This is a genomic window from Streptomyces sp. NBC_00076 (genome assembly GCF_045041235.1).
In the GTDB taxonomy this organism is placed as follows: domain Bacteria; phylum Actinomycetota; class Actinomycetes; order Streptomycetales; family Streptomycetaceae; genus Streptomyces.
The window spans coordinates 6,674,035-6,697,116 of the sequence record NZ_CP108242.1; the positions used below are offsets into that span (position 1 = coordinate 6,674,035).

Sequence of the window (23,082 nt, forward strand, 5' to 3'; positions counted from 1 at the left end):
GCCGGTCACGCCGGGGCCCCCCGCCGCCGTACCAGCGCGACCAGCACCGGCACCCCCACCAGCGCCGTCATCACTCCGGCCGGCACCTCCGCGGGAGCCCTCACGACACGTCCCGCCACATCCGCGCCCACCAGCAGCGCCGCACCGAGCAGCGCGGACAGCGGCAGCACCGCGCGATGCCCGCCGGAGCCGGACCCGGAGCCGGACCCGGAGACCAGGCGCCTGGCCAGATGCGGGACCGCGAGCCCCACGAAGGCGATCGGCCCGGCCGCGGCGACCGCGGCGGCCGTCAGCAGGGTCGCGCCGAGGGCCGCCGTACCCCGTACCCACCGCACCCGATGCCCCAGTGCCCGCGCGGTGTCGTCCCCCAGCGCCAACGCGTCCAGCCCCCGCGCGCACGCCAGGACCAGCAGCACCCCCGCCGCCAGAAATGGCAGCATCCTGACGACCGTGTCGGCGTCCCGCCCGCTGAGCGCCCCCACCTGCCAGAACCGGAACTGGTCCAGCGTGGCCGAGCTGGAGGTCAGGACGACGGTCGTGGCACCCGCGGTCATCGCGGACAACGCCGTCCCCGCCAGCGCCAGCTTCACCGGCGACGCCCCGCCCCGTCCGCGCGCCGCGACCCCGTACACCAGACACGCGGCGGCCACCGCCCCGGCGAAGGCGTACCAGACGTACCCGCCGAAGCCGTTCGCCGCCCCGAGGCCGATGGCGAGGACGACCCCTGCCGCGGCCCCCTGGCTCAGCCCCAGGATGCCCGGGTCGGCGAGCGGATTGCGGGTGACGGCCTGCAGAGCCGCCCCCGCCAGCCCGAGCGCGGCCCCCGCGGTCAGCCCGATCTCGGTACGCGGCACCCGCAGCGACCGTACGACGAGAGCGTCCGGGGAGCCCCCGCCGTGCAGCAGGGCGTCGAGGACGGCGGACAGCGGCACCGCGCGGGTGCCGACCGCGAGGCTGAGCAGACCGACGACGGCCACCGCGAGGACGGCCGCCGGCCAGGCGAGGTGTCTCGGGCTCACGTGCCGAGGTGCTCGGCGAGCTGTCGGATCACCAGGCGCGCGGCGGTCGGCCCGGCGTTGAGGTACCAGGGGTCGTCGTCGACCTTCACCGCGTGCCCGGCCCGCACGGCCTTCATCGACTTCCACAGCGGCCCGGCGACGACTCCCCCAGAGGGGGCACCCCCAGCGGCGTCGGTGCCGTCCGCGTCGCCCTGGACGGAGTAGAAGATCCAGTCACCGTCGGCGGTGTCGATGCTCTCCGCGCCGATGTCCTCCGAAATGGCGTTGAACTGCTGCGACTTGGGCCGCTGGAGCCCCATGTCGACGGCGAGGGACCCGGTGAAGGAGGAGACGCCGAACATGCGGGTACGGTCGGGCGTGAACCGCACCATGGACACGGCGGGGTCGCCTTCGACGGCCTTCCCCTTCTTCTCGGCGTCCCCCACGATCTCGTCGAGCACGCTGTGGGCGGCCTCACCCTTGCCGACCGCGTCGCCGACGAGCAGCAGGTCGCGCTTCCAGTTGATGCCGTTGCCCGCGGTGATCACGGTCGGCGCGATCTTCGAGAGCTTGGGGTAGAGCTCGCCGAGCGAGTCGTTGGCCAGGATCAGGTCGGGCCGGGCGGCGGCGAGCGACTCCAGATTGGGCGCCTGCCGGGTGCCGGCGTCGGTCATCGTGGCGAGTCGTGCCTTGTCCTCGGGGAAGGCGTCCGCGAGGTAGTCCGGCACGAGCCCGGCGTTGTCGGCGCGGGTGGTGGCCGTCGGCACGATGCCCAGAGCCAGCAGGTCGTCGAGCTGCCCGGTACTGAGAACGGCGATCTTCTTCGGCTCGGACTTCAGCGTCGTCGTGCCCTTGAAGTGGCTGACGGTGCGGGGGAAGGCCCCGTCCGTGTCCTTGTCCGAGCCCATGCCGTCGGCGAGCGTGCTCGGCGCGGCCGACGGTCCCTCCGTGGCCCCCGCCGAGGCGCCCATCACCGGGTTGCGCCCGCCGGCCGCCTCCTTGGCGCCCGCGTCACCACCGCCCGAGGACGAGCAGCCGACGAGCAGCCCTCCGACGGCGGACGCGGCCAGGACGGCCCCCACAGCTGCTGCACGCACGACTACTCCGCTACTCCGGTTTGCTAAGGCAAGGCTTACCTTAACCGGTCCGGGAGTATGGTCGGCATGGAGGAGGTCCGCACGATGACAGTTCAGCTCAACCACACCATCGTCGCCGCGCACGACAAGCACGCCTCGGCCCGGTTCCTCGCCGACATCCTGGGCCTGGACGTGAGCCCCCAGTACGGTCCCTTCATCCCGGTCCAGATCCCGAACGGCGTGACCCTCGACTACGTGGACACGCCCGACCCGATCACCCCGCAGCACTACGCGTTCCTGGTCTCCGAACCCGACTTCGACACCATCCTCGACCGCGTCCAGCAGGCCGGCCTGACGCACTGGGCGGATCCGTTCCATCACCGGGCCGGCGAGATCAACCACAACGACGGCGGCCGAGGCACGTACTTCGACGACCCGAACGGCCACAACCTGGAGATACTCACGCGGCCTTACGGGAGCGGTGGTTGACCCGCCGGCACACGCACGGTCCGCACTGCGGCCGCTGTCATAATCCAGCCGTGAACGCGAGGGTGAAGGCGAACGAGATACCGGTGGGGCAAGTGGTGCTCCGCTGCACGCCGGACCGGCCCATGGAATGGGCCATGCGCCCAGCGGAATCGGCGGATCTCGAGGCGATCGTGGAGCTGCGGGCCGTCGTGATGCGCCCGGACCTGGAGCGGCTGGGCCGGTTCGACGAGCACCGGGTCCGGCAGCGGCTGCGGGACGCCTTCTCCCCGCGGCACACCTCTGTCGTCCTGGCAGATGGTGTCCTGGCGGGCTGCGTCGCCTTGCGGCCGGCGAAGGACGGGCACTGGCTGGAGCACTTCTATCTCGCCCCCGACGTCCAGGGCCGAGGACTCGGTTCGGCCGTCCTGCGAACCCTGCTGGACCGGACCGACGCCGACGGCCTGCTCGTCCGTCTGAACGTCTTGCAGGGCAGCGCAGCCCAACGACTGTACGAGCGCCACGGGTTCGCCGTGGAAGTCGAGGACCCGGTGGACATCTTCATGGTGCGACCGCCGGGCGCGGGCGCGCGAGGAAGGTGAACCGCCAAGAGGGCAAAGCGCGTTCACCGGACCGCCCTGCCGCCCCGCCGAGCCCTCCGGCTTCGGTGGTCCGCCCGACCCAGCCGCCTCGACGGCCGTCGAACGCCCCGAGGACGCGGTAGCGTGCCCGTCCGCATGCCCCCTAGTCCCTCGTCGAGCCGAAACCCGTACAGCGATACTCCCTACTCATGAAACGGGATGATCCCCACCGGGAAACCCCGGTCGGCCCTCAGGGCCTCGGCGTCATCGCGCCGCGCGCTCGACTCGGCGGCCGGGGCTGTCATCCCGTCGACGATCCCGGCACGGCGGAAACGACCCACGGCGATTTCCACGAGGGCGCCGTGGCTGCCGCCCGGTCCGTCACGGCTGAAGAACGGGGCGCAGCCGTGTGCACACCCGCGCAGGATCGCGTGCCCGTGATCATCAAGTGCGCCCCGCACGCTCGGCAGACCATGCTGCTCCGGCACCGTGACACACACGGCGTCCGCGATCGCACCCGCGACCTCATTCAGAAAACGCTCTGGAGAAAAACCCGATGAAGCTCGCCAAGCGTCTCGTCCTCACCACCACAGCTCTCGCCGCCGTGACCGCCGGCACGCTCTTGAGCGCGCCGGTGGGCCAGGCCGCAACCTCGCAGCCCGCCCACGCCGGCATCAAGGCTCCCGCCGCGCTCAAGGTCCCCGACGGCAATCGCCTCACCGGCGTCTTCTCCGCCGAAGGAGTCCAGACCTACACCTGCACCGACGGCGCCTGGAAGCTGCTGGAGCCCGCCGCCACCCTGTGGGCCAGAAACGACCGCTCGCACCGCCCTGTCGCCCTCCACTCCCGCGGCCCCGTCTGGGTGTCCACGGTGGACGGCAGCGCCGTCAACGCGGCCGCCATCGCCAACTCCCCCAAGACCGGCACCATCCCCGAGCTACTCCTGCAGTCCACCGCCACTCGTGGCACCGGGGTCTTCGCCGACGTCTCCTACATCCAGCGCCTCAACACCCACGGCGGCGTCGCCCCCGCCGCCGCCTGCACCGGCACCGACCAGATCAGCGTCCCGTACTCCGCCACCTACACCTTCTACAAGCCCACCAAGTGATGCCGTAGGCAGCAACGGCGGGGCCCTGCACGACCTCAAGGGGCCCCGCCCTGCTGTGGGCGGGCAGGGCGGGGCCCCCTTGGAGGTCATCTCATGTGGCTGGTCCGCACGCTGTCATGCGGAAACCGCCACCTCGCCGGCCATGACCTGAGGAGGGTTGGGGAGCAGTGACGCGAGGTTGTCCCGCACGAAGTCCGCAGCCCGCAAGATCGATTCTTCGACACCGGCCTGGTCCTGGAAGACGCTGGTCGAGACCATCACTCCGTTCCCGGCATCGATCCAGTAGTAGGCCACGAAGCCGGGGACCTGGCGCATGAGCGGCACGAACCCCTCGTTCACGAGACGTGCCGCCTCGGCCGGGTCGGTCACCCCTTCGTACCGCCGGACTGCTGCGTACATCACCAAGCTCCTCACGGCGTTCTGGGTTCGTTCTCTGCTGAGACCTCGTACCCCTACGTCGGCTGCCCGGCCCATGAGGCGTCCGGCAATCACCTGAAGGGCCGCCTCGGGTGATCCGAACGGCGTCCGCCGGCTCGGACACACGGCCCTGCGCCCACTACCCGCTTCTACCGGGTGCCGTTGTCGGCGAACCTCCACACGGCATGGCTGCCGGGGCCGACGGCGAGGGTCGAGTGACCGATCCGCTCCACATGCCGGTCCTTCACGGGCCGGTTGAGTGACATCTCGACCCGCTGCAACCCCGCTTGTTCGCGGGGGACGGAGTCGAGCCGAATCGTGGTGCCGCCACGCTCCGCGACGACGCCACCGCCCGTCACGGTCCGGACAGCGAATCCGCCGGCCCGCAGCAGCGGCACGGTGTCGGCGAGGTCGCCCTCGGTGACCGCGAGACGTACAAAGGTCACGTCACGCATCAGGTGGTTGCGGTAGTCGTCAGAGTGGTAGCGCTCCCGGCCGACGTCACCGGGATAACTCGGCGGCTCGGTGTTGCCGCGGGGATCGGCGAAGTACTCCGGCCGGTACTCCATCGCCCAGGCTCCGAACGCGTCGTACTCGGTGGTGGTGAGGATGGCGTCGAACCACGGCACGGGCACACCGTCACCGAAGTCCCGGGTCTGGAGGAACTCGACGGGGTCGGCGACCCCCTCGTCCTTCAGTCGCTCGGTCACCGTCGCCAGGTCTCCTGCCCGCTCGGTCGAGAGGCCGAGCCCGGCGGAGCCGAGGGTGCCGTCCTGGCCGGCCAGGTCACCGACTCCGAACAGTTCCAGGTAGGTCTCGCGGCCCGTCAGATAGCGGCCGGTCCAGGTCTGTCCGCCGGTACCGGTCGTGGTACGGACCTGGAAGCTGGCGAAGTCCCGCAGGTAGTCGGAGTGTTCGATGGCGTCGGCGGTCTCCCGGTCGAGGACTCCGTAGGAGTGGTTGTAGAACAACAACTGCCGATCGTACGAGGACCGGCTCCCCTCGGCCTGCGCCGTCCCCACACCACCCCCGATCGCTCCGGCCAGGGCCACAGCGAGCACGACAATCATGCGTAATGTTCGACGAATCACCATGTGGGCGATCGTAGGGCGGAGAGGAGGCGGCCGCTGTTGTTTCCGAACGAGGCCGACATGCTTGAAGCCGCACCTACGCAGCCTTAGGACGGCACAGCGGCGCCGGCGTCCGACTCATCGGTTCCCGGATCCGGTGACGGTTCGCGGAGCTGATCGCGCACATAGTTCCAGACCACCGCGATCAGCGCGGCGATCGGTACGGCGAGCAGGCTGCCCACGATGCCGGCCAGACTGCCGCCCAACGTCACCGCCAGCAGGACCACTGCCGCATGGAGGCCGAGCCCCCGACTTTGGATCATGGGCTGGAACACGTTGCCCTCGAGCTGCTGCACCACGACGATGATGGCCAGCACGATCAGCGCGTCCGTCAGGCCGTTGGAGACCAGCGCGATAAGAACCGCGACGAAACCGGCGAACAGCGCGCCAATGATCGGCACGAACGCGGAGACGAAGGTCAGCACCGCCAGCGGGAGCACCAGCGGTACCCCCAGAACCCACAGGCCCAGGCCGATCAGGACGGCGTCGAGCAGACCGACGGCCGCCTGGGAACGCACGAACGCTCCCAGGGTGTCCCAGCCACGCGAGGCCACGGCCGGGACGTCGGTGGCGAGCCGACCGGGCAGCTGGTGGGCGAGCCACGGCAGGAACCGCGGGCCGTCCTTGAGGAAGAAGAACATCAGGAAGAGGGCCAGGACGGCGGTGACCAAGCCGTTCACCACGGTGCTCACTCCGGTGACGACCGCGCCGACCATGCTGCCCAGACCGTCCTGCGCGCGGGAGACCGCGGTGTCGAAGGCCTTGTTGATCTGGGCGTCACCGATGTTCAACGGCGGCCCGGCGGCCCATTCGCGCAACTTCTGGATGCCGTCGACCACCCCGTCGGTCAGCTGGCCGGACTGGGATGCCACCGGTACCGCGATCAGAGCCACGGTGCCCACGGCGACCAGGAGGAACAGCACCGTCACGACCGATGCGGCCAGGGCGGGCTTCCACCCGCGACGACGCAGGAAACGGGTCGGTGGCCAGGTCAGTGTGGTCAGAAGCAGGCCGACCACGAGCGGCCAGACGACCGACCACATCCGGCCCAGGAGCCACAAACTCACCGCGAGCATCAGGAATATGAGCAGCAACTCCGCGGAGACACGCGCCGAGGTACGGAGCGCGCCGCGGGTTCTCGTCGAACTCAAAGGGGCAGTCACGGATGCACCCTATGGGTACTCAAGTCACACCCGCATCGCCGCTCACAGATGGATCGCACGGTCCTGGAGCCCATCTGGACTCGAGGTGGTGTGGAGGGGACGACTGGGTGCGATCGAGTGGGCTTACTCAGGCTGAGGTGAGTAGTTGGGCTCATGCCCGGCAGGCCCGTGCCCGGCGAGTATCGGTGCAGCGGCGCAAGGCGAGGAGCGCCGGCCCGATCCAGCTGAGAAGTTGCGGAGAACCTCATGTCCCGACGTATCGCTCTGTCCGTCCTGTTCGGTGCGGCCGGTGTCGTCGTCCTCGGTGGCGCCGGCGCCTTCGCTCTCGCCCACGCCGGGGAGCAGCCTCCGGCCCTGTCGGACAGCACTGCCCGCTACAGCGTTCCCAGCGGCGACCGCGACGGCTCGTTGACCTTCGTCACCGACGTCACGGCGTCGTCGGGTGTCAAGAACGTGAAGGTGCTGGCATGGCCGGAGAACTCGTCCTTCGCCAAGAAGGAGCTGACCGCCAAGGACATGGCGGGCGCGGAGCCGGCCGTCTGCGAGCCCTCGGGTGATGACATCGTGCGCTGCACCTACACCGCCAAGGTCACCCGTTCCGACGCCGAGTCGTCCCCGCACGGTGTCTGGCACGTCGCTGTCCTGGCCACCGGGAAGGACGGCACCACGACCCTGGACACCGAGGCGGCCGACTTCGCCGTCAGGTAACCCGGTGCTGATCCGTCGGCCTTGCCACTCCGATCGGCCAGGACACCCCGGTCCCGGCGAGCCTGTGCTGCCGTGCGACCCATCGGCCGCGGTCGGCTGCCGGGCGAATCAGTCCGTCATCCCCGGAGGTGCGCGAGAAGCTCGTCTCCCACGGGATAAGGGCGTTGCGGGGGCAGCAGTCGGGCGGCGGAGTCCAGGTCACCGTCGCTGACGAGAGCATGGATCTCGTGGGCGAGGGGGGTCACGTCGCGGATGGCGACCGTCCACTCGTCCGCGTAGCGCCGCACGGCCTCGCCGGAGAGGCCGAGTTGCAATGACCGGTGCGGCAGGGGCTGGAGGCGCAGGTCCCGCTCGGGGTCCCACTGCACACGAGCGGGCGCACGCTTCAACTGACGCTGCCAGGCGGCCTGGTCGGCGTGTACCCCGCGGACGTAGCTCGACAGACAGGCGTGGCGTAGCGCCCACTCGAAGCCGTCACGGCTGATCTCGACAGCGAGGACGGTCTCCTGCCCGGCCTTCGCACCCCAGCCGCAGCGGTACATCATCCACAGGAACGACGGTTTGATCCAGGTCATCCGTTCCCGCTTCCACACGGCGGGGAAGCGGCCCTCGCGGACGGCGGGCAGGCCGATTTCCGGGGCGTACGCCTGGTAGACGGTAATCGTGGACTCCGTGTAGGTCGCACGGATCCGGCGTTGCGGTTCTTCCATGGCGTACAGCGTGGGGTCGGCCGGTGTCGGCGGCCACCGAATTTCGGCTGGCGGCCGGCGGCCGGCGACCGGTGGCCGTGGGGCCGGTTGGAGGCGCACGGAATCGCCTGCCTCCCTCTCGCGTTGAGGACAATGGGCAGGGGATGCCGGTGGTGTGCGAGCCGAGTAGCCCGAGTGACTCAGCTGACAGATATTGGAGGGCCGCAATGGCTGCGCAGACGCAGAGGGCCGTGCTGGCGGGCGGATGCTTCTGGGGGATGGAGGACCTGATCCGCCGACTCCCGGGCGTGACGGCGACCCGGGTCGGATACACCGGGGGTGACGTGCCGAACGCGACGTACCGGAACCATGGCACGCACGCTGAGGCCATCGAGATCCTCTTCGACCCCACGAAGACCGACTTCCGCGCGATCCTGGAGTTCTTCTTCCAGATCCACGACCCGAGCACCAGGAACCGCCAGGGCAACGACATCGGCCTCAGCTACCGCTCGGCGATCTACTACGTGGATGACGAGCAGAAGCGGATCGCCGAGGACACGATCGCGGATGTGGACGCCTCCGGGCTGTGGCCGGGCAAGGTCGTCACCGAGGTGGAGCCGGTCGGCCCCTTCTGGGAGGCCGAGCCCGAGCATCAGGACTACCTGCTGCGTTACCCGGACGGCTACACCTGCCACTTCCCGCGCCCGGGATGGCGGCTGCCCGCCCGCGCGCAGGACTGACCGCGACACGGCCCGCCGGAAGGGTGGGCCGGCCGGTCGCCCGGTCGTAGACCACGCGGACGGCCTGGCGTGTGGCCGGTCACCGACCGATCCCTCGTGAACGAGGCAAGACCTGCCTGGTGGCGGCGTACGCAGCGGGCCCTCCCGCGCGCCGGGAAAGCCGGGGGAGGGAAGCCGCGGACGCGTCAGTTCGGCAGTGTCGCCGGGCTGCCGCCGTTCGCCTCGTAGCCCGCGACCGCCAGGGCCCGGTAGACCGCGAACTCCGCGGCCGGGTCGGCGGACAGGGTCCAGGGAAGGGCGCCGACGTGGCCGTCGATGTGGATGAGCTGGCTCATCGCCTCGGCCCAGCGCTCGGAGCGGACCAGGAAGAAGACCAGCAGGTGGCGGACGTGCGCCAGCATCGGGTCGTCGGGGCGGGATGAGTGCACGGCGTGCAGCGCTCCGTGGACCGCCTTCGTGACGACCTCGCTCCGGTAGAAGCCGCTGACCAGGTTCACCTCGGGCAGGTGCTCGAAGACCGCGAAGAGCGGCATGGCGGCCAGCAACGAGCCCCGGGGAGCGCGGGCGGCCGCCGCTTCGGCGAAGGCGTACGCCTGCTCGCGCGAGCCGTGCCACTTCTCGCACCAGTAGTGCAGGGCGGCGAGATGCGCCCCCATGTGGTTCGGCGCGCGGTCCAGGATCTTCAGCCACAGCTGCTCGAACTCGGCCTGGGGATAGGCCAGTCCGCGGGCCACGGACAGCTCGATGATGTACGGGATCGGGTCGCCGGGAGCCAGCAGTGCCGCGTCGCCGCACGCGGACCTGGCCTCCTCCATGATGATCCGGAACTCGTCCGTGCCGGGTGTCGACGTCCGCCACGCCTGCTGGACCAGGAACTCCGCGTGCACCGCCGCGCCGCCCGGGTCCTTGGGCGCCTGCGTCCGCCACACCCGCAGCCACTGCCCGCCCGGTGTCTCGCTGACCCCGCCGGGCCGCTGCCGCAGCTCCAGGGACGCGGCGCCGGCGAAGGCCTGCACACGCTGCCAGCGCAGCTCGCCCTCCGTCTCTGTGCCGGCCAGGAGCTGGGCGGCCGCAGGGTGGTCCTGGCTGCGCTGCACCACGTCCAGGACGTCCACCAGGTCTTGGTCGGGGCCGGGCATCCGGATGTCGAGCTCCTCCTGCTGCGCGAATCCGTAGTTCGCGGGGTCCGCGGCGTCCGGGTGGCCGGGGTGGACCTGCTCGATCATGCCGCGCCGGCGCCGCAGGTAGGGCAGCAGCACGAAGCCGAACAGGACCAGCGCCATCAGGACCCAAAGAATTTCCATGTCTCAAGGGTACGAAGCTGTTGGCGGCGTAGTGAGCGGGAGTGGGTTCGGGTGGGTGTGGGTGAGTGCCGTGGCCGGATGGTGTGGGTCCGGTCGTCCGCGGTGCGCTGGGGGTGTTCTCTGCTGCCAAGGGGTGTTCTGAGTTCGCCTCTCTGTGGGGAACGGGAGTTCTTGGGTCGAATGGGTGACCTTTGTGGGTGGTGGTCGTTGACTGCGGTGACGGGGTCTTCGCATCGCGGTCGGGGGTGAACGGGTGGGTGGGCTGCGGGAGTTGACGGCGCCGTTCGTGGTGCCCGGTCCGGCCGGTGTGGCGGTGCGGGACCGGCTGCGGGTGAGTGAGTCGGACGCTGCGGTACTGGGCGAGGTGGGGATGTTCCTGGGTTCGCTGGCGGCCGGGGATCTCGCAGTACGGTCCCGGCAGGGGCTCGTCTTTAAGAACGGCTCCAGAAGCCTCGGACAATTGGCCAACCCGGTCCGCGGCCTGTGGAAAACCTCCGCCGGCCCACCGCGGCCGACCGCGGCGACGGGCTTCGCGGTCTCGCCGTCCGTCATCGGCCCCGTCGGCGCACTACCCTCGGTGCCCATGAGCGACAGGCACCCCAGTCAGCATTTCGAGACCCTCGCGATCCACGCGGGCAACACCGCGGATCCCCTCACCGGCGCGGTCGTCCCGCCGATCTACCAGGTCTCGACGTACAAGCAGGACGGCGTCGGCGGTCTGCGCGGCGGCTATGAGTACAGCCGCAGCGCCAACCCGACGCGCACCGCACTCGAGGAGAACCTCGCCGCCCTGGAGGGCGGGCGCCGAGGCCTCGCGTTCGCATCCGGGCTGGCGGCCGAGGACTGCCTGCTGCGTACGCTGCTCAGCCCCGGCGACCACGTGGTCATCCCGAACGACGCGTACGGCGGCACGTTCCGTCTGTTCGCGAAGGTCGTCTCCCGGTGGGGCGTGGAGTGGTCGGTCGCCGACTCCGCCGATCCCGCCGCCGTACGGGCCGCCATCACCCCGAAGACCAAGGCCGTGTGGGTGGAGACCCCCTCCAACCCGCTGCTCGGCATCACCGACATCGCCGCCGTCGCCCAGGTCGCCCATGACGCGGGCGCCCGGCTCGTCGTCGACAACACCTTCGCGACGCCGTACCTGCAGCAGCCGCTGGCGCTCGGCGCGGACGTCGTCGTGCACTCCCTGACCAAGTACATGGGTGGCCACTCGGACGTCGTCGGCGGCGCCCTGATCGTCAGCGACCCGGACCTGGGGGAGGAGTTGGCGTATCACCAGAACGCGATGGGCGCGGTCGCCGGGCCCTTCGACTCCTGGCTGGTGCTGCGCGGCACGAAGACGCTGTCGGTACGGATGGACCGGCACAGCGAGAACGCCACGAAGGTCGCCGACATGCTGACCCGGCACGCGCGCGTGTCGAAGGTCCTCTACCCGGGCCTTCCGGACCATCCCGGCCACGAGGTCGCCGCCAAGCAGATGCGGGCGTTCGGCGGCATGGTCTCCTTCCAGGTCGAGGGCGGCGAGGAGGCGGCCGTCGAGGTCTGCAACCGCGCCAAGGTGTTCACGCTCGGTGAGTCCCTGGGCGGCGTCGAGTCGCTGATCGAGCACCCCGGACGTATGACGCACGCCTCCGTGGTCGGCTCCGCCCTGGAGGTGCCCGCTGATCTCGTACGTCTGTCCGTGGGCATCGAGAACGTCGAGGACCTTCTGGAGGACCTGCGTCAGGCGCTCGGCTAGAGCATCTGACGCCTGGCAACCAGACGTCAGGAGCCAGGCGTCGCGGTGCTCACCAGTCCGTGAGCGGTGGGGTCGTCTCGGAGGGCGGCTCCACCCAGGGCTGGACCGTGAGCGCCCACACGACGAAGGCCACGGTCACGGCGAGCAGGATCAGCCACAGCAGATGGCGGGCGGTCCTCCTTCGGCGCAGCATCCGGCCACCGCGCCGCATTACGTCCGCGTACAGCTCCGGTGGCACCGGTGCCGCCGGACCCTCCAGGATCTGCCGTACGGCGGTCTCCCGCATCGTCTGGTTCATGTCGGCCTCCAGCCGCCGTGTCGCGCCGTGCCGGGCAGGTGTGACCGCTTCGGAGCCTGGGGGACCTGGAGACACACCCTCTTCGGGAGGGCGCCGGCTTCGCTCCGAGGGCCCGGGGTCACGACGAGACCACCTTCGCGCCGATCACCGCGGCGGCCGGGCCCCGGGGCGGATGCAGGAGGGTCGTGCTCGCGCGGTCGCAGATCGCGCGGACGCGCTCCTGGGAGAGCCCGAGCAGCGCCGCCGCCTGTTCCTCGGCGACCCCCTCGTACAGACGCAGGACCAGGATCAGACGTTCCTGCGGGCTGAGCCGGGCCAGTGGGCCGGGACGGGGCGGGCGGGGTCGGCCCAGGGCGCCGTACTGGTGCCAGGCCCCGCGGGCGAACCGGGTGGCCAGGTACTGGCGCGCGCGGTCGTAGGGATCGTCGCCGCGCGACTGGTCCCAGCACGCGTACGTGTGGGCGAGGGCCGACGTCAACAGGCGCCGCGCGTGTGGGTTGTCGCGCGGATCCTCTGCCGTGAGGAGGGTGGCGGCGTGCAGCAGCCGCCCGGCCGCGCCCGCGACGAACGCCTCGAACTCCCGGGCCCGGCGGGTGTCCTGCGCCGCATGCCGTTCTCGCACCGTGCCTCCCGCCTGAGGGAGCTCCTGAAAAAGACCGGGCCTCGGTCGCGTACGGACATCCGTGGGCCGCGTGCGGACCATGCGACCGCGTACGACTGGGGTCCCGTTCTCATCTGAGGCCAGGCGCGGCCCGTCGGTCAAGAGCCGCGCAGTGCCGAGCACGACCGAAGCACGGGAACGAATCGGTGAACGGAGTCGACGCAGGAGCCGGGACTCGAGCCCGGGACGCGCCTCACGCGCGCGTGAGGGCCGTTCAGGAGGCCGACGGCGGCTCCGCCCCCGGCAGGCCCTGGGCCGACATCCGGGACGACAGCGCGCTGTTGAAGCGCGTCAGGAGCGTGCAGAACGCCTCGCGCTCCTCCGGCGCCCAGTCGTGTGTCAGCTCGGCCATCAACTGACGCCTCGACGAGCGCACTTCCTCAAGACGCGACTGTCCTCGGGGCGACAACTGGAGCACCACCGCCCGCCCGTCCTCGGGGTGCGAGGTCCGCTTGACGAGCCCGGTGTCGACGAGCGGTGCCACCTGCCGGGTGACCGTCGACGAGTCGATCCCCATGCTGGCGGCGAGCGCCTTGACGCCCATCGGGCCTTCCTTGTCGAGCCGGTTGAGCAGCAGGTACGCGGCACGGTCCATGGAGTTGCGCACCTGCCCCACCCCACCGAGCCGGGTCTGTTCGGCACGGCGGGCGAACACCGCCACCTCGTGCTGCAACGTGTCGAGGAGACCGGTGTCACCGAGGGTCGTCATGTCCATCGACATTTCAGGTGTTGTGGGCATGGCCGGAGGCTCACTTCATGAAAAGGGGTGCTGGGTTGGGGGACAGGGTACGCGGCCCGGAGGCGGGCCGTACCGACGCTGAGGAATCCGATCTCGGAGGTTGGTCACAGCGGCTCCCCGCGTGTGTGAACTGCGAGACTTGAGTCATGAACTACCGCGAGGCCCAGTCCGTGTCGCCGGTCACGCTCGATGACGTGCGCGGAGCCCAGAAGATGCTCTCGGGCGTGTCGCGGGTGACCGCCATGGAGGGCAGCCGGCACCTGACCCAGCTGGTGGGGGCGCCGGTCCACTTCAAGTGCGAGAACCTCCAGCGGACCGGCTCCTTCAAGCTGCGCGGCGCCTACGTCCGTATCGCCGGGCTGCTGCCGGAGGAGCGGGCGGCCGGTGTGGTCGCCGCCAGCGCGGGCAACCACGCCCAGGGCGTGGCCCTCGCGTCGTCGCTGCTCGGGGTGCATTCCACGGTGTTCATGCCGAAGGGTGCCCCGCTGCCGAAGATCAGTGCCACGAAGGAGTACGGCGCGGAGGTGCGCCTGCACGGCCAGGTGGTCGACGAGACGCTGGCCGCCGCGCAGGAGTACGCGCACGAGACGGGCGCGGTGTTCATCCACCCCTTCGACCATCCCGACATCATCGCCGGTCAGGGCACGGTCGGCCTGGAGATCCTGGAGCAGTGCCCGGACGTGCGCACGATCGTCCTCGGCATCGGCGGCGGTGGTCTCGCGGCCGGTGTCGCGATCGCGGTGAAGGCACTCAGGCCGGACGTGCGGATCGTGGGCGTGCAGGCGGCGGGCGCCGCCGCGTACCCGCCCTCGCTGGCGGCCGGGCGTCCGGTCTCGATCGAGAACCCCGCGACGATGGCCGACGGAATGAAGGTCGGACGGCCGGGCGACGTGCCGTTCGGCATCATCGGCGAGCTGGTCGACGAGGTCCGCACAGTGACGGAGGACGAGCTGTCCGCCGCGCTGCTGCTGTGCCTGGAACGGGCCAAGGTGGTGGTCGAGCCGGCTGGCGCGAGCCCGGTCGCGGCCCTGCTGAGCGACCCCGGTTCCTTCGAGGGACCGGTGGTGGCGCTGCTGTCCGGCGGCAACGTCGACCCGCTGCTGCTGCAGCGCATCCTGCGGCACGGCATGTCCGCGCAGGGCCGCTACCTGGCCGTACGCCTCAGGCTGACGGACCGGCCGGGCGCCCTCGCGACACTTCTGGGTGTGTTGTCAGTGGTGGACGCTAATGTCCTCGATGTGAGCCACGTACGGACCGACCCACGGCTCGGGCTCACGGAGGCGGAGGTCGAGCTGCACCTGGAGACGAAGGGGCCGGCGCACTGCGTGGAAGTCGGCCGGGCCCTCCGCGACGCGGGCTACACGGTCATCGGCTGAGGGCTCCGCGCGGAAGAACGCCCAGCTCAGGGCTCCTTTGTCACTCGATCGGGCAATCTTATTGAGAGACGCGATACATCGCGTTATGGTGTGTGTCGTGGTACCGCTGACTCGCCCGTTGGGCGGAACAAAAGGCATGAATTCAGGCTTTCCCAAGAATTCCCGAAGACGTGGAGACTCATATGCCAGGCGCCATCTATGCCGAGGGTCTGGTCAAGACCTTCGGTGACGTAAAGGCTCTGGACGGCGTCGACCTCGATGTCCCCGAGGGCACGGTCCTCGGCCTGCTCGGACCGAACGGCGCGGGCAAGACGACCGCGGTCCGCTGCCTGACGACCCTGCTGCGCCCCGACAGCGGAAAGGCCGTCGTCGCCGGCCTCGACGTGCTCAAGCAGCCCAACGAGGTACGGCGCTCGATCGGCCTGTCCGGCCAGTTCGCCGCGGTCGACGAATACCTGACCGGCCGCGAGAACCTGCAGATGGTCGGCCAGCTCTACCAGATGAAGGCCAAGGCCGCGAAGGTCCGGGCCGGTGAGCTGCTCGACCAGTTCCACCTCGCGGACGCCGCCGACCGGCCGGCGAAGACCTACTCCGGCGGTATGCGCCGCCGGCTCGACCTGGCCGCCGCCCTCGTCGTCTCGCCGCCCGTGATGTTCATGGACGAACCGACGACCGGTCTCGACCCGCGCAACCGCCAGCAGCTGTGGGAGGTCATCAAACAGCTGGTCTCCGGCGGTACGACGCTGCTGCTGACCACCCAGTACCTCGAAGAGGCCGACCACCTCGCGCACGACATCGCCGTGGTCGACCACGGCCATGTCATCGCGCGCGGCACCTCGGACCAGCTCAAGGCCCGCACCGGGGGCGAGCGCGTCGAGGTCGTGGTGCACGAGCGCGAACACATCGCGACCGCCCGGGAGGTGCTGGCCGGCTTCGGCAAGGGCGACACCACCGTCGAGGACCACATCCGCAGGATCACCGTGCCGGTCTCCGGCGGTGCGAAGCTCCTCGCCGAGGTCATCCGGGAACTCGACGTCCGCGGCATCGAGATAGACGACATCGGCCTGCGCCGCCCCACCCTGGACGACGTCTTCCTGTCCCTGACCGGCCATGTGGCCGAGGCCAGGCCCCAGGAGAACGGCGCGGCGGCGGACACCAAGCAGCAGAAGGAGGCCTCCGAGTGAGCGCCGTGACCGATGCCGCGCGGGTCGCGGCACCCTCGAACCCCCTCGGCCAGTCGGTGCGCGACTCCCTGGTCGTGGCCAAGCGCAACCTGATCCGGATGTCCCGGATCCCGGAGATGGTGATCTTCGGACTCATCCAGCCGATCATGTTCGTCGTGCTGTTCAGCTACGTGTTCGGCGGCTCCATGCAGGTCGGCGGCAGCACCAGTCCCGACGACTACAAGAACTTCCTGATGGCGGGCATCTTCGCGCAGACCGTCACCTTCGCCACCGCGGGCGCGGGCGCCGGAATCGCCGACGACATGCACAAGGGCCTCATCGACCGCTTCCGCTCGCTGCCCATGGCGCGTGGTGCGGTGCTGACGGGGCGTACCCTCGCGGACCTGGTGCAGACGGCGCTGACGCTCCTGGTCCTCGCCGTGGTCGCCCTCCTGGTCGGCTGGCGGGTGGGGTCGTTCGGCGACACCAACGCCGGCAAGGTGCTCGGCGCCTTCGGTCTGCTGCTCCTGCTCGGCTATGCCTTCACCTGGATCGGGGCCCTGATCGGCCTGTCCGTCCGGACGCCCGAGGCGGCCACGTCCGGCGGACTGATCTGGCTCTTCCCGGTGACGTTCATCTCGAGCGCGTTCGTCGACACGGGCAACATGACGCCCTGGCTGCGCCACATCGCCGAGTGGAACCCCTTCAGCGCCACGGTCCAGGCCTGCCGTGTCCTGTTCGCCAACCCGGGGCAGTCGCAGTCCGACGCCTGGCCCATGCAGCACCCGGTCTGGGCCTCGCTGATCTACTCGGTCCTGATCATTCTCGTGTTCAGGACCCTGGCCGTCCGCAAGTACCGGTCCGCGACCGCATGACGATGCCCCCGGCGTCGGCGAGACGCCGGGGGTGGGTCGCAGCCAAAGCGGTCGTGATCAGCCGCTGTACGGCTCGGCCTTGAGGATCTTCACCGAGGACTTCTTGCCGTTCGGCAGTTCGTAGTCCGCGTCCTCGCCGACCTTGTGGCCGATCACGCCGGAGCCCAGCGGGGACTGCGGCGAGTAGGTCTCGATGTCGGAGCTGGCGTACTCACGCGAGGCGAGCAGGAAGGTGAGTGTGTCGTCCTCGTCGCCGTCGAACGCGATCGTCACGACCATGCCGGGCGCCACCGCACCGTCCGCTGAGGCCGGCGCCTCGCCGACCTTGGCGTTCTCCAGGAGCTGGGTCAGCTGGCGCACACGGAGCTCCTGCTTGCCCTGCTCCTCCTTGGCCGCGTGGTACCCGCCGTTCTCGCGCAGGTCGCCCTCCTCGCGCGCGGCCGCGATCTTGGCGGCGATCTCCGTGCGCGCAGGACCAGACAGGTGCTCCAGCTCGGCCCTGAGCTGGTTGTACGCCTCCTGGGTCAGCCAGGTGACGTTCTCGCTGGTCTGGGTCACAGGTGCTCCTCGTAGGTACTGGGAATACAAAGCATCGCCCTACCCAGAAGAATGTTCCTTCATGGAAGGGCGAAACCACGAGCCTAACAATTCAAGGGCGCGAGGGGGAGGACATAAGCCATCAGAATCACGTCGGGGCAGGTCATCGCGCGTGTATTGCCGGGACGTCAGTCGGCGTAACAGCCCAGGAGCTCGGCGGTGGTGCCGGGAGACGTCGTGCGCAGGGTGACCACCTTGTCGATGCGGGTGGCGTCCCCGTCGAAGCGGAAGTCGGCCCGGCCCACCACGGCGCCGTCCTCCGCCTGGGAGCGCACGGTGCAGTAGCCGCTCGCGTCGGCGTCCTTGCGGACCTCCAGATGCACCTGGACCGAGTCCTTGCCGGGCTCGAAGGTGATCACCTCGCCGCTGATCTTGTTCTGGGCGACATAGTGGTACGCGAAGTAGCCGACGAGGGCGAGCAGCAGGGCCGCGAGAACCGCTCCGGCGATCTTGAGTTTGTGGTCGGCGCGCTCGTCCGAGGAGTGGCCGTAACGGCCCTCGGGCAGTCGCGTGCTCGCCGTACTCATGATCGTCCTCTCGGCAAGGCCGGGCCCCCGGAATTATTGGCCCCCGGATTCGGTCACTATAGAAGCCTCCCGCCCGCCGCCCGACTGCCACCCCTGAACGACGTTCCTGCGGGACGGCACCTACCGAACTGCACCCGATCACACCGGGCGCCGACTTACGAGGATTGAGTCTTGACTGACCAGTTGCGACTGATGGCCGTGCACGCCCACCCCGACGACGAGTCGAGCAAGGGCGCGGCCACCATGGCGAAGTACGTGTCCGAGGGGGTGGACGTGCTGGTCGTGACCTGCACGGGCGGGGAGCGCGGGTCCATCCTCAACCCGAAGCTGCAGGGTGACTCCTACGTCGAGGAGCACATCCACGAGGTGCGCAAGAAGGAGATGGACGAGGCGCGCGAGATCCTGGGCGTCAAGCAGGAGTGGCTCGGCTTCGTCGACTCCGGCCTGCCCGAGGGCGACCCGCTGCCGCCCCTGCCGGAGGGCTGTTTCGCCCTGGAGGACGTCGATGTGGCGGCCGGGGAGCTGGTGCGGAAGATCCGCTCGTTCCGCCCGCAGGTGATCACCACCTACGACGAGAACGGCGGCTACCCGCACCCCGACCACATCATGACCCACAAGATCTCGATGGTGGCGTTCGAGGGCGCGGCGGACACCGAGAAGTACCCGGAGGCGGAGTTCGGACCGGCGTACCAGTCGCAGAAGCTCTACTACAACCAGGGCTTCAACCGCCCCCGCACGGAGGCGCTGCACCAGGCGCTGCTCGACCGCGGCATGGAGTCGCCGTACGGGGAATGGCTGGAGCGCTGGAAGGAGATCCAGCGCTCCGATCGCACGCTCACCACGCATGTCCCGTGCGCCGAGTTCTTCGAGATCCGCGACAAGGCCCTCATCGCGCACGCCACGCAGATCGATCCCGACGGCGGTTGGTTCCGCGTCCCGATGGAGATCCAGAAGGAGGTCTGGCCGACCGAGGAGTACGAGCTGGCGAAGTCCCTCGTCGACAGTTCCCTCCCCGAGGACGACCTCTTTGCGGGCATCCGCGACAATGCTTGACATGAGCGCAAGCGCAAGCCTGGCAATGACGCATCTCGCCACCCTCGCCAAGGAGGTGGACGAGGACAAGGTGACCCCCGGCGTCCTCGGCTTCATCGTCTTCGCGGCGATGGCCCTGGCGGTGTGGGCCCTGATGAGGTCGATGAGCCGCCACATGAACAAGGTCGACTTCAAGGAGTCCTCGGACGCGAAGACACAGCCCGAGGGCACCCCGGCCGAACCGGGGGCCAAGCAGGGCTGACCCGCTCCGCGAACCGCCCGCCGCCGGCTTCCGTCGTCGCTGTGGTCGGCGAGGGGACGCAGCGGGGGGCGGTGCGGACGCGGAGGTGGGGGCGGATGCAGGGGCCGGCGGGTGCTCCCGGGTGCAAACCCCGGGGCAGGCACTGTCGGCCACGCACTTCCGGGCACGCCTCAAGGCCCCCCGCGGCCGCTACCGTGCTGCGGCCACCGCCACCCCCATGACCTCCCGCGCATGCCTTCCCGGCACCATTCCGAGCTGCCAGGCCTGCCAGCCCGCCTCCAGGTTGATGCCGCGCTCCAGGAGCAGCTGGTACGCCTGGACGTAGTCGTCGAGTTTCTCGTCGCGGGCCGGGTGTCCGGCCCGGGACAGCTGGATCAGTTCCTCCTGGGCGACCGCCGTGCCGATCTCCACGCCGCCCGGGGCGGCGTACGGGAGCAGGGTGCAGCGCAGGAAGCGGGCCCAGTCCTCGCCGCGGCGGTCGCCGTACGAGGTGAACAGGCTCAGGGCCTCGTCACACAGGGCCAGTGCCTGCTGGGTGCGTGCGTTGCCCGCGTCCACGACCACCAGCTCCAGACACGTCCACGCCTCGCCGTGCGCGACGCCGATCCGCTGGAAGTCGGCGCGGGCGTCCACCAGCAGCTGGCGGGCGAACCCCGAGTTGCGCAGCGAACCCGTCTGCGCGGCGCGCTGGTCGCGGGTCGCCCGGGCCGAGTGGTGGCGGGCGCAGGCCAGACCGTAGACGTCGCGCATACGGGAGAACATCGTGCGGGAGCGTTCCAGTTCGCGGACCGCCTGGTCGAGGTCGCCCGTCTCCTCCAGGGCCTGGCCCAGGTAGTAGACCGTCCAGGCCTCGCCGCGCGCGTCCTCGTTGTCGCGGTGCCGGGAGGCGGCCTGGCGCAGGGCGTCCAGCGCGGTCGAGGAGTCGCCGTCGACCAGCCGAGCCCGTGCCAGCTGGGTCAGGGCCCAGGCCTCGCCACGGGCGTCGCGGGTGCGGCCGTACAGATCGAGGGCGGTGCGCAGTTCCCGTTCCGCGCGCGGGACGTCGCCCATCCGCAGGCCCAGCTGGCCGAGCTGGAAGTGGGCCCAGGCCTCGCCGTGCACCGACTCGCCGGCCCGGTGCAGAACAAGGGACTCGGTGAGCAGGTCCAGGGCCTCCGCCAGTCGCGCCCGGTCCCGTTCCACCGCCGCCAGCGCGTGCATCGTCCAGGCGCGGTCGGTGGCCAGTTCGGGGGCGGCCTGGAGGTCCATGGCCTCACGCAGACGCGCCGCCGCCTCCGTCAGATTGCCCTGGTGGTGGAGCGTGATGCCGAGCGAGCACAGGGCACGGGCGGCGCCCGCGTCGTGGTTGGCCTCCATGTACAGGTCCACCACCGACGCCAGGGTCGTGCGCGCCTTGTCCAGCTCACCGAGCTGCCGCGCCGCGATACCCGTGCGCCACTGCACCGAGCGAACCAGCAGCCCCTGGTCCACCGCCTGCGCCAGCTCGCTGATCTCACCCAGTCGGTAGAGGTCGCCGCGCAGCAGGCAGTAGTCGCACAGGGCGCCCAGGAGATTGAGCACGGCCGCCTGGTTCACGCCCTCCGCGTGCCGCAGCGCCGCCGTGATGAAGCTCGACTCGTCGTCCAGCCAGCGCAGCGCGTCGTCCAGGGAGTGGAAGCCGTGCGGGCTGAACCGGTCCGAGCGGGTCGACATGTTGCCGTCGACCAGGCGCAGCACGGAGTCCGCGAGGTCGGCGTAGTTCACGATCAGCCGTTCCTGCGCCGCCGTACGTTCGGCGGGTTCCTCCTCGTCGAGGAGGCGGGCCTGAGCGAAGGTCCGTACGACGTCGTGCAGGCGGTAGCGGTTGCCGCGCACGTGGTCGATCAGGCCCGCCCGGGCCAGGGCCTCCAGATGTTTGGTCGCCTCCGTCTCGTCGGTGGCCAGCAGCGCGGCGGCCGCGGCGGCGCCGAGCGAGGCGCGGCCGGCCAGGGCGAGCCGGCGCAGCAGCCGGCGCGCCGTGTCGGACTGGTCGGTGTAGCGCAGCCACAGGACCCGCTCGGCGGGTTCGACCGGGCCGTACGCGCCCAGGTCGGCGGCGAGTTGGCGGGGTGAGCGCGGGCCCAGGGACGAGCCCGCGACGCGCAGCGCCAGCGGCAGACCGCCGCACAGTTCTCTGATCCGGTCGGTGGACTCTGCGTCGTAGGGTGCGCTGTTGTCCTCCGCGGTGGCGCTCAGCAGCTCCTCCGCGCCGGGCGCGTCCAGGGTCTCCACGGGCAGCCGGTGCACCCGGGCGGCGAGGTCGGCGGGCAGGTCGAGGGGCTCGCGGGCGGTGACCAGGACCAGGCTGTCGGAGCGCTCGGGCACGAGCGTGCGGACCTGCTCCGGATCACGGGCGTCGTCCAGGACGATGGTGACCGGCAGACCGCTCAGATGCTGGTGGTACAGCTCGCTCAGCCGCCTGACCTGCTGGTCGGCGGAGGAACGCTCCCGGAACAGCAGCTGCTCACGAGGTGCGCCGAGCCGGTTCAGCAGGTGCAGCAGCGCGTCCCGGGTGGACAGCGGCGGCTCCTCCGCGCTGCCGCCGCGCAGGTCCACCACGCAGGCGCCGCGGAAGTAGTCCTTCAGGTCGTGGGCGGCGCGCACCGCGAGAGTCGTACGGCCACTGCCGGGCGTCCCGTGCAGCACCACCACCGTCGGCAGTGTCTCGGTGCTCGCCCGGGACGCCTGCACCCACTGCCGGATCCGCCCCATCTCCTGGCGCCGGCCCGCGAACGCGCCGGCCGGCTCCGGGAGCTGACCGAACGACTGCTGCAACACGCTGCGCCCGCGGGCCGCCGCACTCTTGTCCGTGCCCTTCAGCCGCGGGCCCGCCTTCTTCGGCCCGGTGGACGCGCTCAACACCCGCTGCTGGTCCAGGAACGGGCGGATGCCGCGTACCTCCAACGCCGTCAGCCACTGCAACCGCAGCTGCTCGGGGCCGCCGGGCTGGCCCATCGCGCCCGCGCGGTGATGCGCCGCGGGCAGATGGGAGCCGGCCACCTTCACCACGCTCGTCGCCGCGCCCACCACGCCCACCGCGACCCCGACGCCCAGCGCCGTGCCCGTGCCGGTCCCGACAGCCAGGTCGGCGACGGTGGCCGAGACCGCCGCGACGCCCGCGACCAGCAACGGAGTTGTGCCGCCCTCGCGTGCGTAGCGCTGCCCGAACGTGAGCTGCCCGGCCTCCGACTCCTCCAGGGCGCGGGTGTAGGCCTCGTACTCCTCGGCGGCCGTCTGTGCCATGGCGTCCAGCGAGCCGCGCGCTCGTGACAGCAGGACGCCGCCCTCGGTACGTCCGCCGGAGCGTCGCACCTCCTCCTCCACGGCCCGCGCCAACAGCCGTTCGGCCTCAGCGCGATGACTGTCCCGCATGTCACGTCCCCCTCCGGCGTCAACGGCTTTCCGGTCGTTCCTTGG

At 70.5% G+C, this 23,082-nt stretch carries 25 protein-coding genes; 12 read left to right on the forward strand and 13 right to left on the reverse strand.

From position 1 onward, the window contains the following. Nucleotides 1-5 precede the first annotated feature (5 nt). Together OHA64_RS30485 and OHA64_RS30490 are read right to left on the reverse strand one after the other, a co-directional pair. Nucleotides 6-1,019 (reverse strand): FecCD family ABC transporter permease, encoded by a 1,014-nt coding sequence (locus tag OHA64_RS30485; RefSeq protein ID WP_405618439.1) that lies wholly within the window; start codon nt 1,017-1,019, stop codon nt 6-8. Further along, nucleotides 1,016-2,095: an ABC transporter substrate-binding protein gene (locus tag OHA64_RS30490; RefSeq protein ID WP_405618441.1), complete on the reverse strand. Its 1,080-nt coding sequence runs from the start codon at nt 2,093-2,095 to the stop codon at nt 1,016-1,018. The genes OHA64_RS30485 and OHA64_RS30490 overlap by 4 nt, the downstream gene beginning before the upstream one ends. Nucleotides 2,096-2,179: 84 nt before the next feature. On the opposite strand from OHA64_RS30490, the gene OHA64_RS30495 reads away from it, so the two are divergent. From OHA64_RS30495 to OHA64_RS30510, 4 genes are all read left to right on the forward strand, one after another. Then, complete coding sequence (locus OHA64_RS30495; RefSeq protein ID WP_405618443.1) at nt 2,180-2,563, forward strand: VOC family protein; 384 nt, start codon at nt 2,180-2,182, stop codon at nt 2,561-2,563. A gap of 134 nt (nt 2,564-2,697) precedes the next feature. Continuing rightward, entirely contained in the window at nt 2,698-3,141 is a 444-nt protein-coding gene (locus OHA64_RS30500) for a GNAT family N-acetyltransferase (RefSeq protein ID WP_405618445.1), read from the forward strand. Nucleotides 3,142-3,329: 188 nt separating this feature from the next. Then, on the forward strand, nt 3,330-3,680 hold the full coding sequence (locus OHA64_RS30505) for a hypothetical protein (RefSeq protein ID WP_405618448.1): 351 nt from the start codon (nt 3,330-3,332) through the stop codon (nt 3,678-3,680). Beyond that, nucleotides 3,677-4,228, forward strand: coding sequence for a DUF3455 domain-containing protein (locus tag OHA64_RS30510; RefSeq protein WP_405618450.1), 552 nt, complete (start codon nt 3,677-3,679; stop codon nt 4,226-4,228). Before OHA64_RS30505 ends, OHA64_RS30510 begins: the two co-directional genes overlap by 4 nt. Before the next feature lie 114 nt (nt 4,229-4,342). On the opposite strand, the gene OHA64_RS30515 is transcribed toward OHA64_RS30510, so the two are convergent. The 3 genes from OHA64_RS30515 to OHA64_RS30525 form a co-directional block, all read right to left on the reverse strand. Further along, entirely contained in the window at nt 4,343-4,627 is a 285-nt protein-coding gene (locus tag OHA64_RS30515) for a hypothetical protein (protein ID WP_405618452.1), read from the reverse strand. Between the two features lie 167 nt (nt 4,628-4,794). Beyond that, nucleotides 4,795-5,715, reverse strand: a complete 921-nt coding sequence (locus OHA64_RS30520) for a DUF5829 family protein (protein ID WP_405624183.1) — start codon at nt 5,713-5,715, stop codon at nt 4,795-4,797. A 107-nt stretch (nt 5,716-5,822) separates the two neighbouring features. Beyond that, nucleotides 5,823-6,938 carry an AI-2E family transporter gene (locus OHA64_RS30525; RefSeq protein WP_405618454.1) on the reverse strand — a complete coding sequence of 372 codons (1,116 nt, stop codon included), beginning with the start codon at nt 6,936-6,938 and terminating at the stop codon, nt 5,823-5,825. 246 nt (nt 6,939-7,184) lie between these two features. On the opposite strand from OHA64_RS30525, the gene OHA64_RS30530 reads away from it, so the two are divergent. Further along, nucleotides 7,185-7,646 carry a DUF5707 domain-containing protein gene (locus tag OHA64_RS30530; RefSeq protein WP_405618457.1) on the forward strand — a complete coding sequence of 154 codons (462 nt, stop codon included), beginning with the start codon at nt 7,185-7,187 and terminating at the stop codon, nt 7,644-7,646. 116 nt (nt 7,647-7,762) lie between these two features. Here the strand turns inward: OHA64_RS30530 and OHA64_RS30535 are convergent, their stop codons facing one another. Continuing rightward, nucleotides 7,763-8,356: a DUF4291 domain-containing protein gene (locus tag OHA64_RS30535; RefSeq protein WP_405618459.1), complete on the reverse strand. Its 594-nt coding sequence runs from the start codon at nt 8,354-8,356 to the stop codon at nt 7,763-7,765. Nucleotides 8,357-8,562: 206 nt separating this feature from the next. Here OHA64_RS30535 and msrA point away from each other — a divergent pair, with 206 nt between their 5' ends. After that, nucleotides 8,563-9,075 (forward strand): peptide-methionine (S)-S-oxide reductase MsrA, encoded by a 513-nt coding sequence (msrA, locus tag OHA64_RS30540; RefSeq protein WP_405618461.1) that lies wholly within the window; start codon nt 8,563-8,565, stop codon nt 9,073-9,075. Between the two features lie 185 nt (nt 9,076-9,260). Here msrA and OHA64_RS30545 read toward each other — a convergent pair whose 3' ends face one another. Beyond that, on the reverse strand, nt 9,261-10,379 hold the full coding sequence (locus tag OHA64_RS30545) for a hypothetical protein (protein ID WP_405618464.1): 1,119 nt from the start codon (nt 10,377-10,379) through the stop codon (nt 9,261-9,263). A 583-nt stretch (nt 10,380-10,962) separates the two neighbouring features. Between OHA64_RS30545 and OHA64_RS30550 the strand changes: the two genes are divergently transcribed. Further along, complete coding sequence (locus OHA64_RS30550; protein WP_405624184.1) at nt 10,963-12,117, forward strand: cystathionine gamma-synthase; 1,155 nt, start codon at nt 10,963-10,965, stop codon at nt 12,115-12,117. 49 nt (nt 12,118-12,166) lie between these two features. Here the strand turns inward: OHA64_RS30550 and OHA64_RS30555 are convergent, their stop codons facing one another. From OHA64_RS30555 to OHA64_RS30565, 3 genes are all read right to left on the reverse strand, one after another. After that, nucleotides 12,167-12,415 (reverse strand): hypothetical protein, encoded by a 249-nt coding sequence (locus tag OHA64_RS30555; RefSeq protein ID WP_405618466.1) that lies wholly within the window; start codon nt 12,413-12,415, stop codon nt 12,167-12,169. 118 nt (nt 12,416-12,533) lie between these two features. Then, nucleotides 12,534-13,037: a sigma factor-like helix-turn-helix DNA-binding protein gene (locus tag OHA64_RS30560; RefSeq protein WP_405618468.1), complete on the reverse strand. Its 504-nt coding sequence runs from the start codon at nt 13,035-13,037 to the stop codon at nt 12,534-12,536. 253 nt (nt 13,038-13,290) lie between these two features. Continuing rightward, on the reverse strand, nt 13,291-13,797 hold the full coding sequence (locus tag OHA64_RS30565; protein WP_405624186.1) for a MarR family winged helix-turn-helix transcriptional regulator: 507 nt from the start codon (nt 13,795-13,797) through the stop codon (nt 13,291-13,293). Nucleotides 13,798-13,961: 164 nt separating this feature from the next. Between OHA64_RS30565 and ilvA the strand changes: the two genes are divergently transcribed. The 3 genes from ilvA (at nt 13,962) to OHA64_RS30580 (ending at nt 17,229) form a co-directional block, all read left to right on the forward strand. After that, a complete protein-coding gene (gene ilvA, locus OHA64_RS30570) occupies nt 13,962-15,191 on the forward strand; it encodes a threonine ammonia-lyase (protein WP_405618470.1) in 1,230 nt (409 codons plus the stop codon). A gap of 182 nt (nt 15,192-15,373) precedes the next feature. Beyond that, complete coding sequence (locus tag OHA64_RS30575; RefSeq protein ID WP_405618472.1) at nt 15,374-16,375, forward strand: ATP-binding cassette domain-containing protein; 1,002 nt, start codon at nt 15,374-15,376, stop codon at nt 16,373-16,375. Continuing rightward, nucleotides 16,372-17,229 (forward strand): ABC transporter permease, encoded by an 858-nt coding sequence (locus OHA64_RS30580; protein ID WP_405618475.1) that lies wholly within the window; start codon nt 16,372-16,374, stop codon nt 17,227-17,229. Before OHA64_RS30575 ends, OHA64_RS30580 begins: the two co-directional genes overlap by 4 nt. A gap of 57 nt (nt 17,230-17,286) precedes the next feature. Here the strand turns inward: OHA64_RS30580 and greA are convergent, their stop codons facing one another. Together greA and OHA64_RS30590 are read right to left on the reverse strand one after the other, a co-directional pair. Beyond that, entirely contained in the window at nt 17,287-17,787 is a 501-nt protein-coding gene (gene greA, locus OHA64_RS30585; RefSeq protein WP_405618477.1) for a transcription elongation factor GreA, read from the reverse strand. Between the two features lie 167 nt (nt 17,788-17,954). Continuing rightward, nucleotides 17,955-18,353 carry a DUF4307 domain-containing protein gene (locus OHA64_RS30590; protein ID WP_405618479.1) on the reverse strand — a complete coding sequence of 133 codons (399 nt, stop codon included), beginning with the start codon at nt 18,351-18,353 and terminating at the stop codon, nt 17,955-17,957. Nucleotides 18,354-18,524: 171 nt separating this feature from the next. On the opposite strand from OHA64_RS30590, the gene mca reads away from it, so the two are divergent. Both mca and OHA64_RS30600 read left to right on the forward strand, forming a co-directional pair. After that, the gene (mca, locus tag OHA64_RS30595) at nt 18,525-19,406 is read left to right on the forward strand and encodes a mycothiol conjugate amidase Mca (RefSeq protein ID WP_405618481.1); all 882 of its coding nucleotides are present in this window, start codon (nt 18,525-18,527) and stop codon (nt 19,404-19,406) included. Then, on the forward strand, nt 19,399-19,647 hold the full coding sequence (locus OHA64_RS30600) for a hypothetical protein (RefSeq protein WP_405618483.1): 249 nt from the start codon (nt 19,399-19,401) through the stop codon (nt 19,645-19,647). Before mca ends, OHA64_RS30600 begins: the two co-directional genes overlap by 8 nt. Before the next feature lie 189 nt (nt 19,648-19,836). Here OHA64_RS30600 and OHA64_RS30605 read toward each other — a convergent pair whose 3' ends face one another. Beyond that, entirely contained in the window at nt 19,837-23,037 is a 3,201-nt protein-coding gene (locus OHA64_RS30605; protein WP_405618485.1) for a tetratricopeptide repeat protein, read from the reverse strand. Nucleotides 23,038-23,082 lie beyond the last annotated feature (45 nt).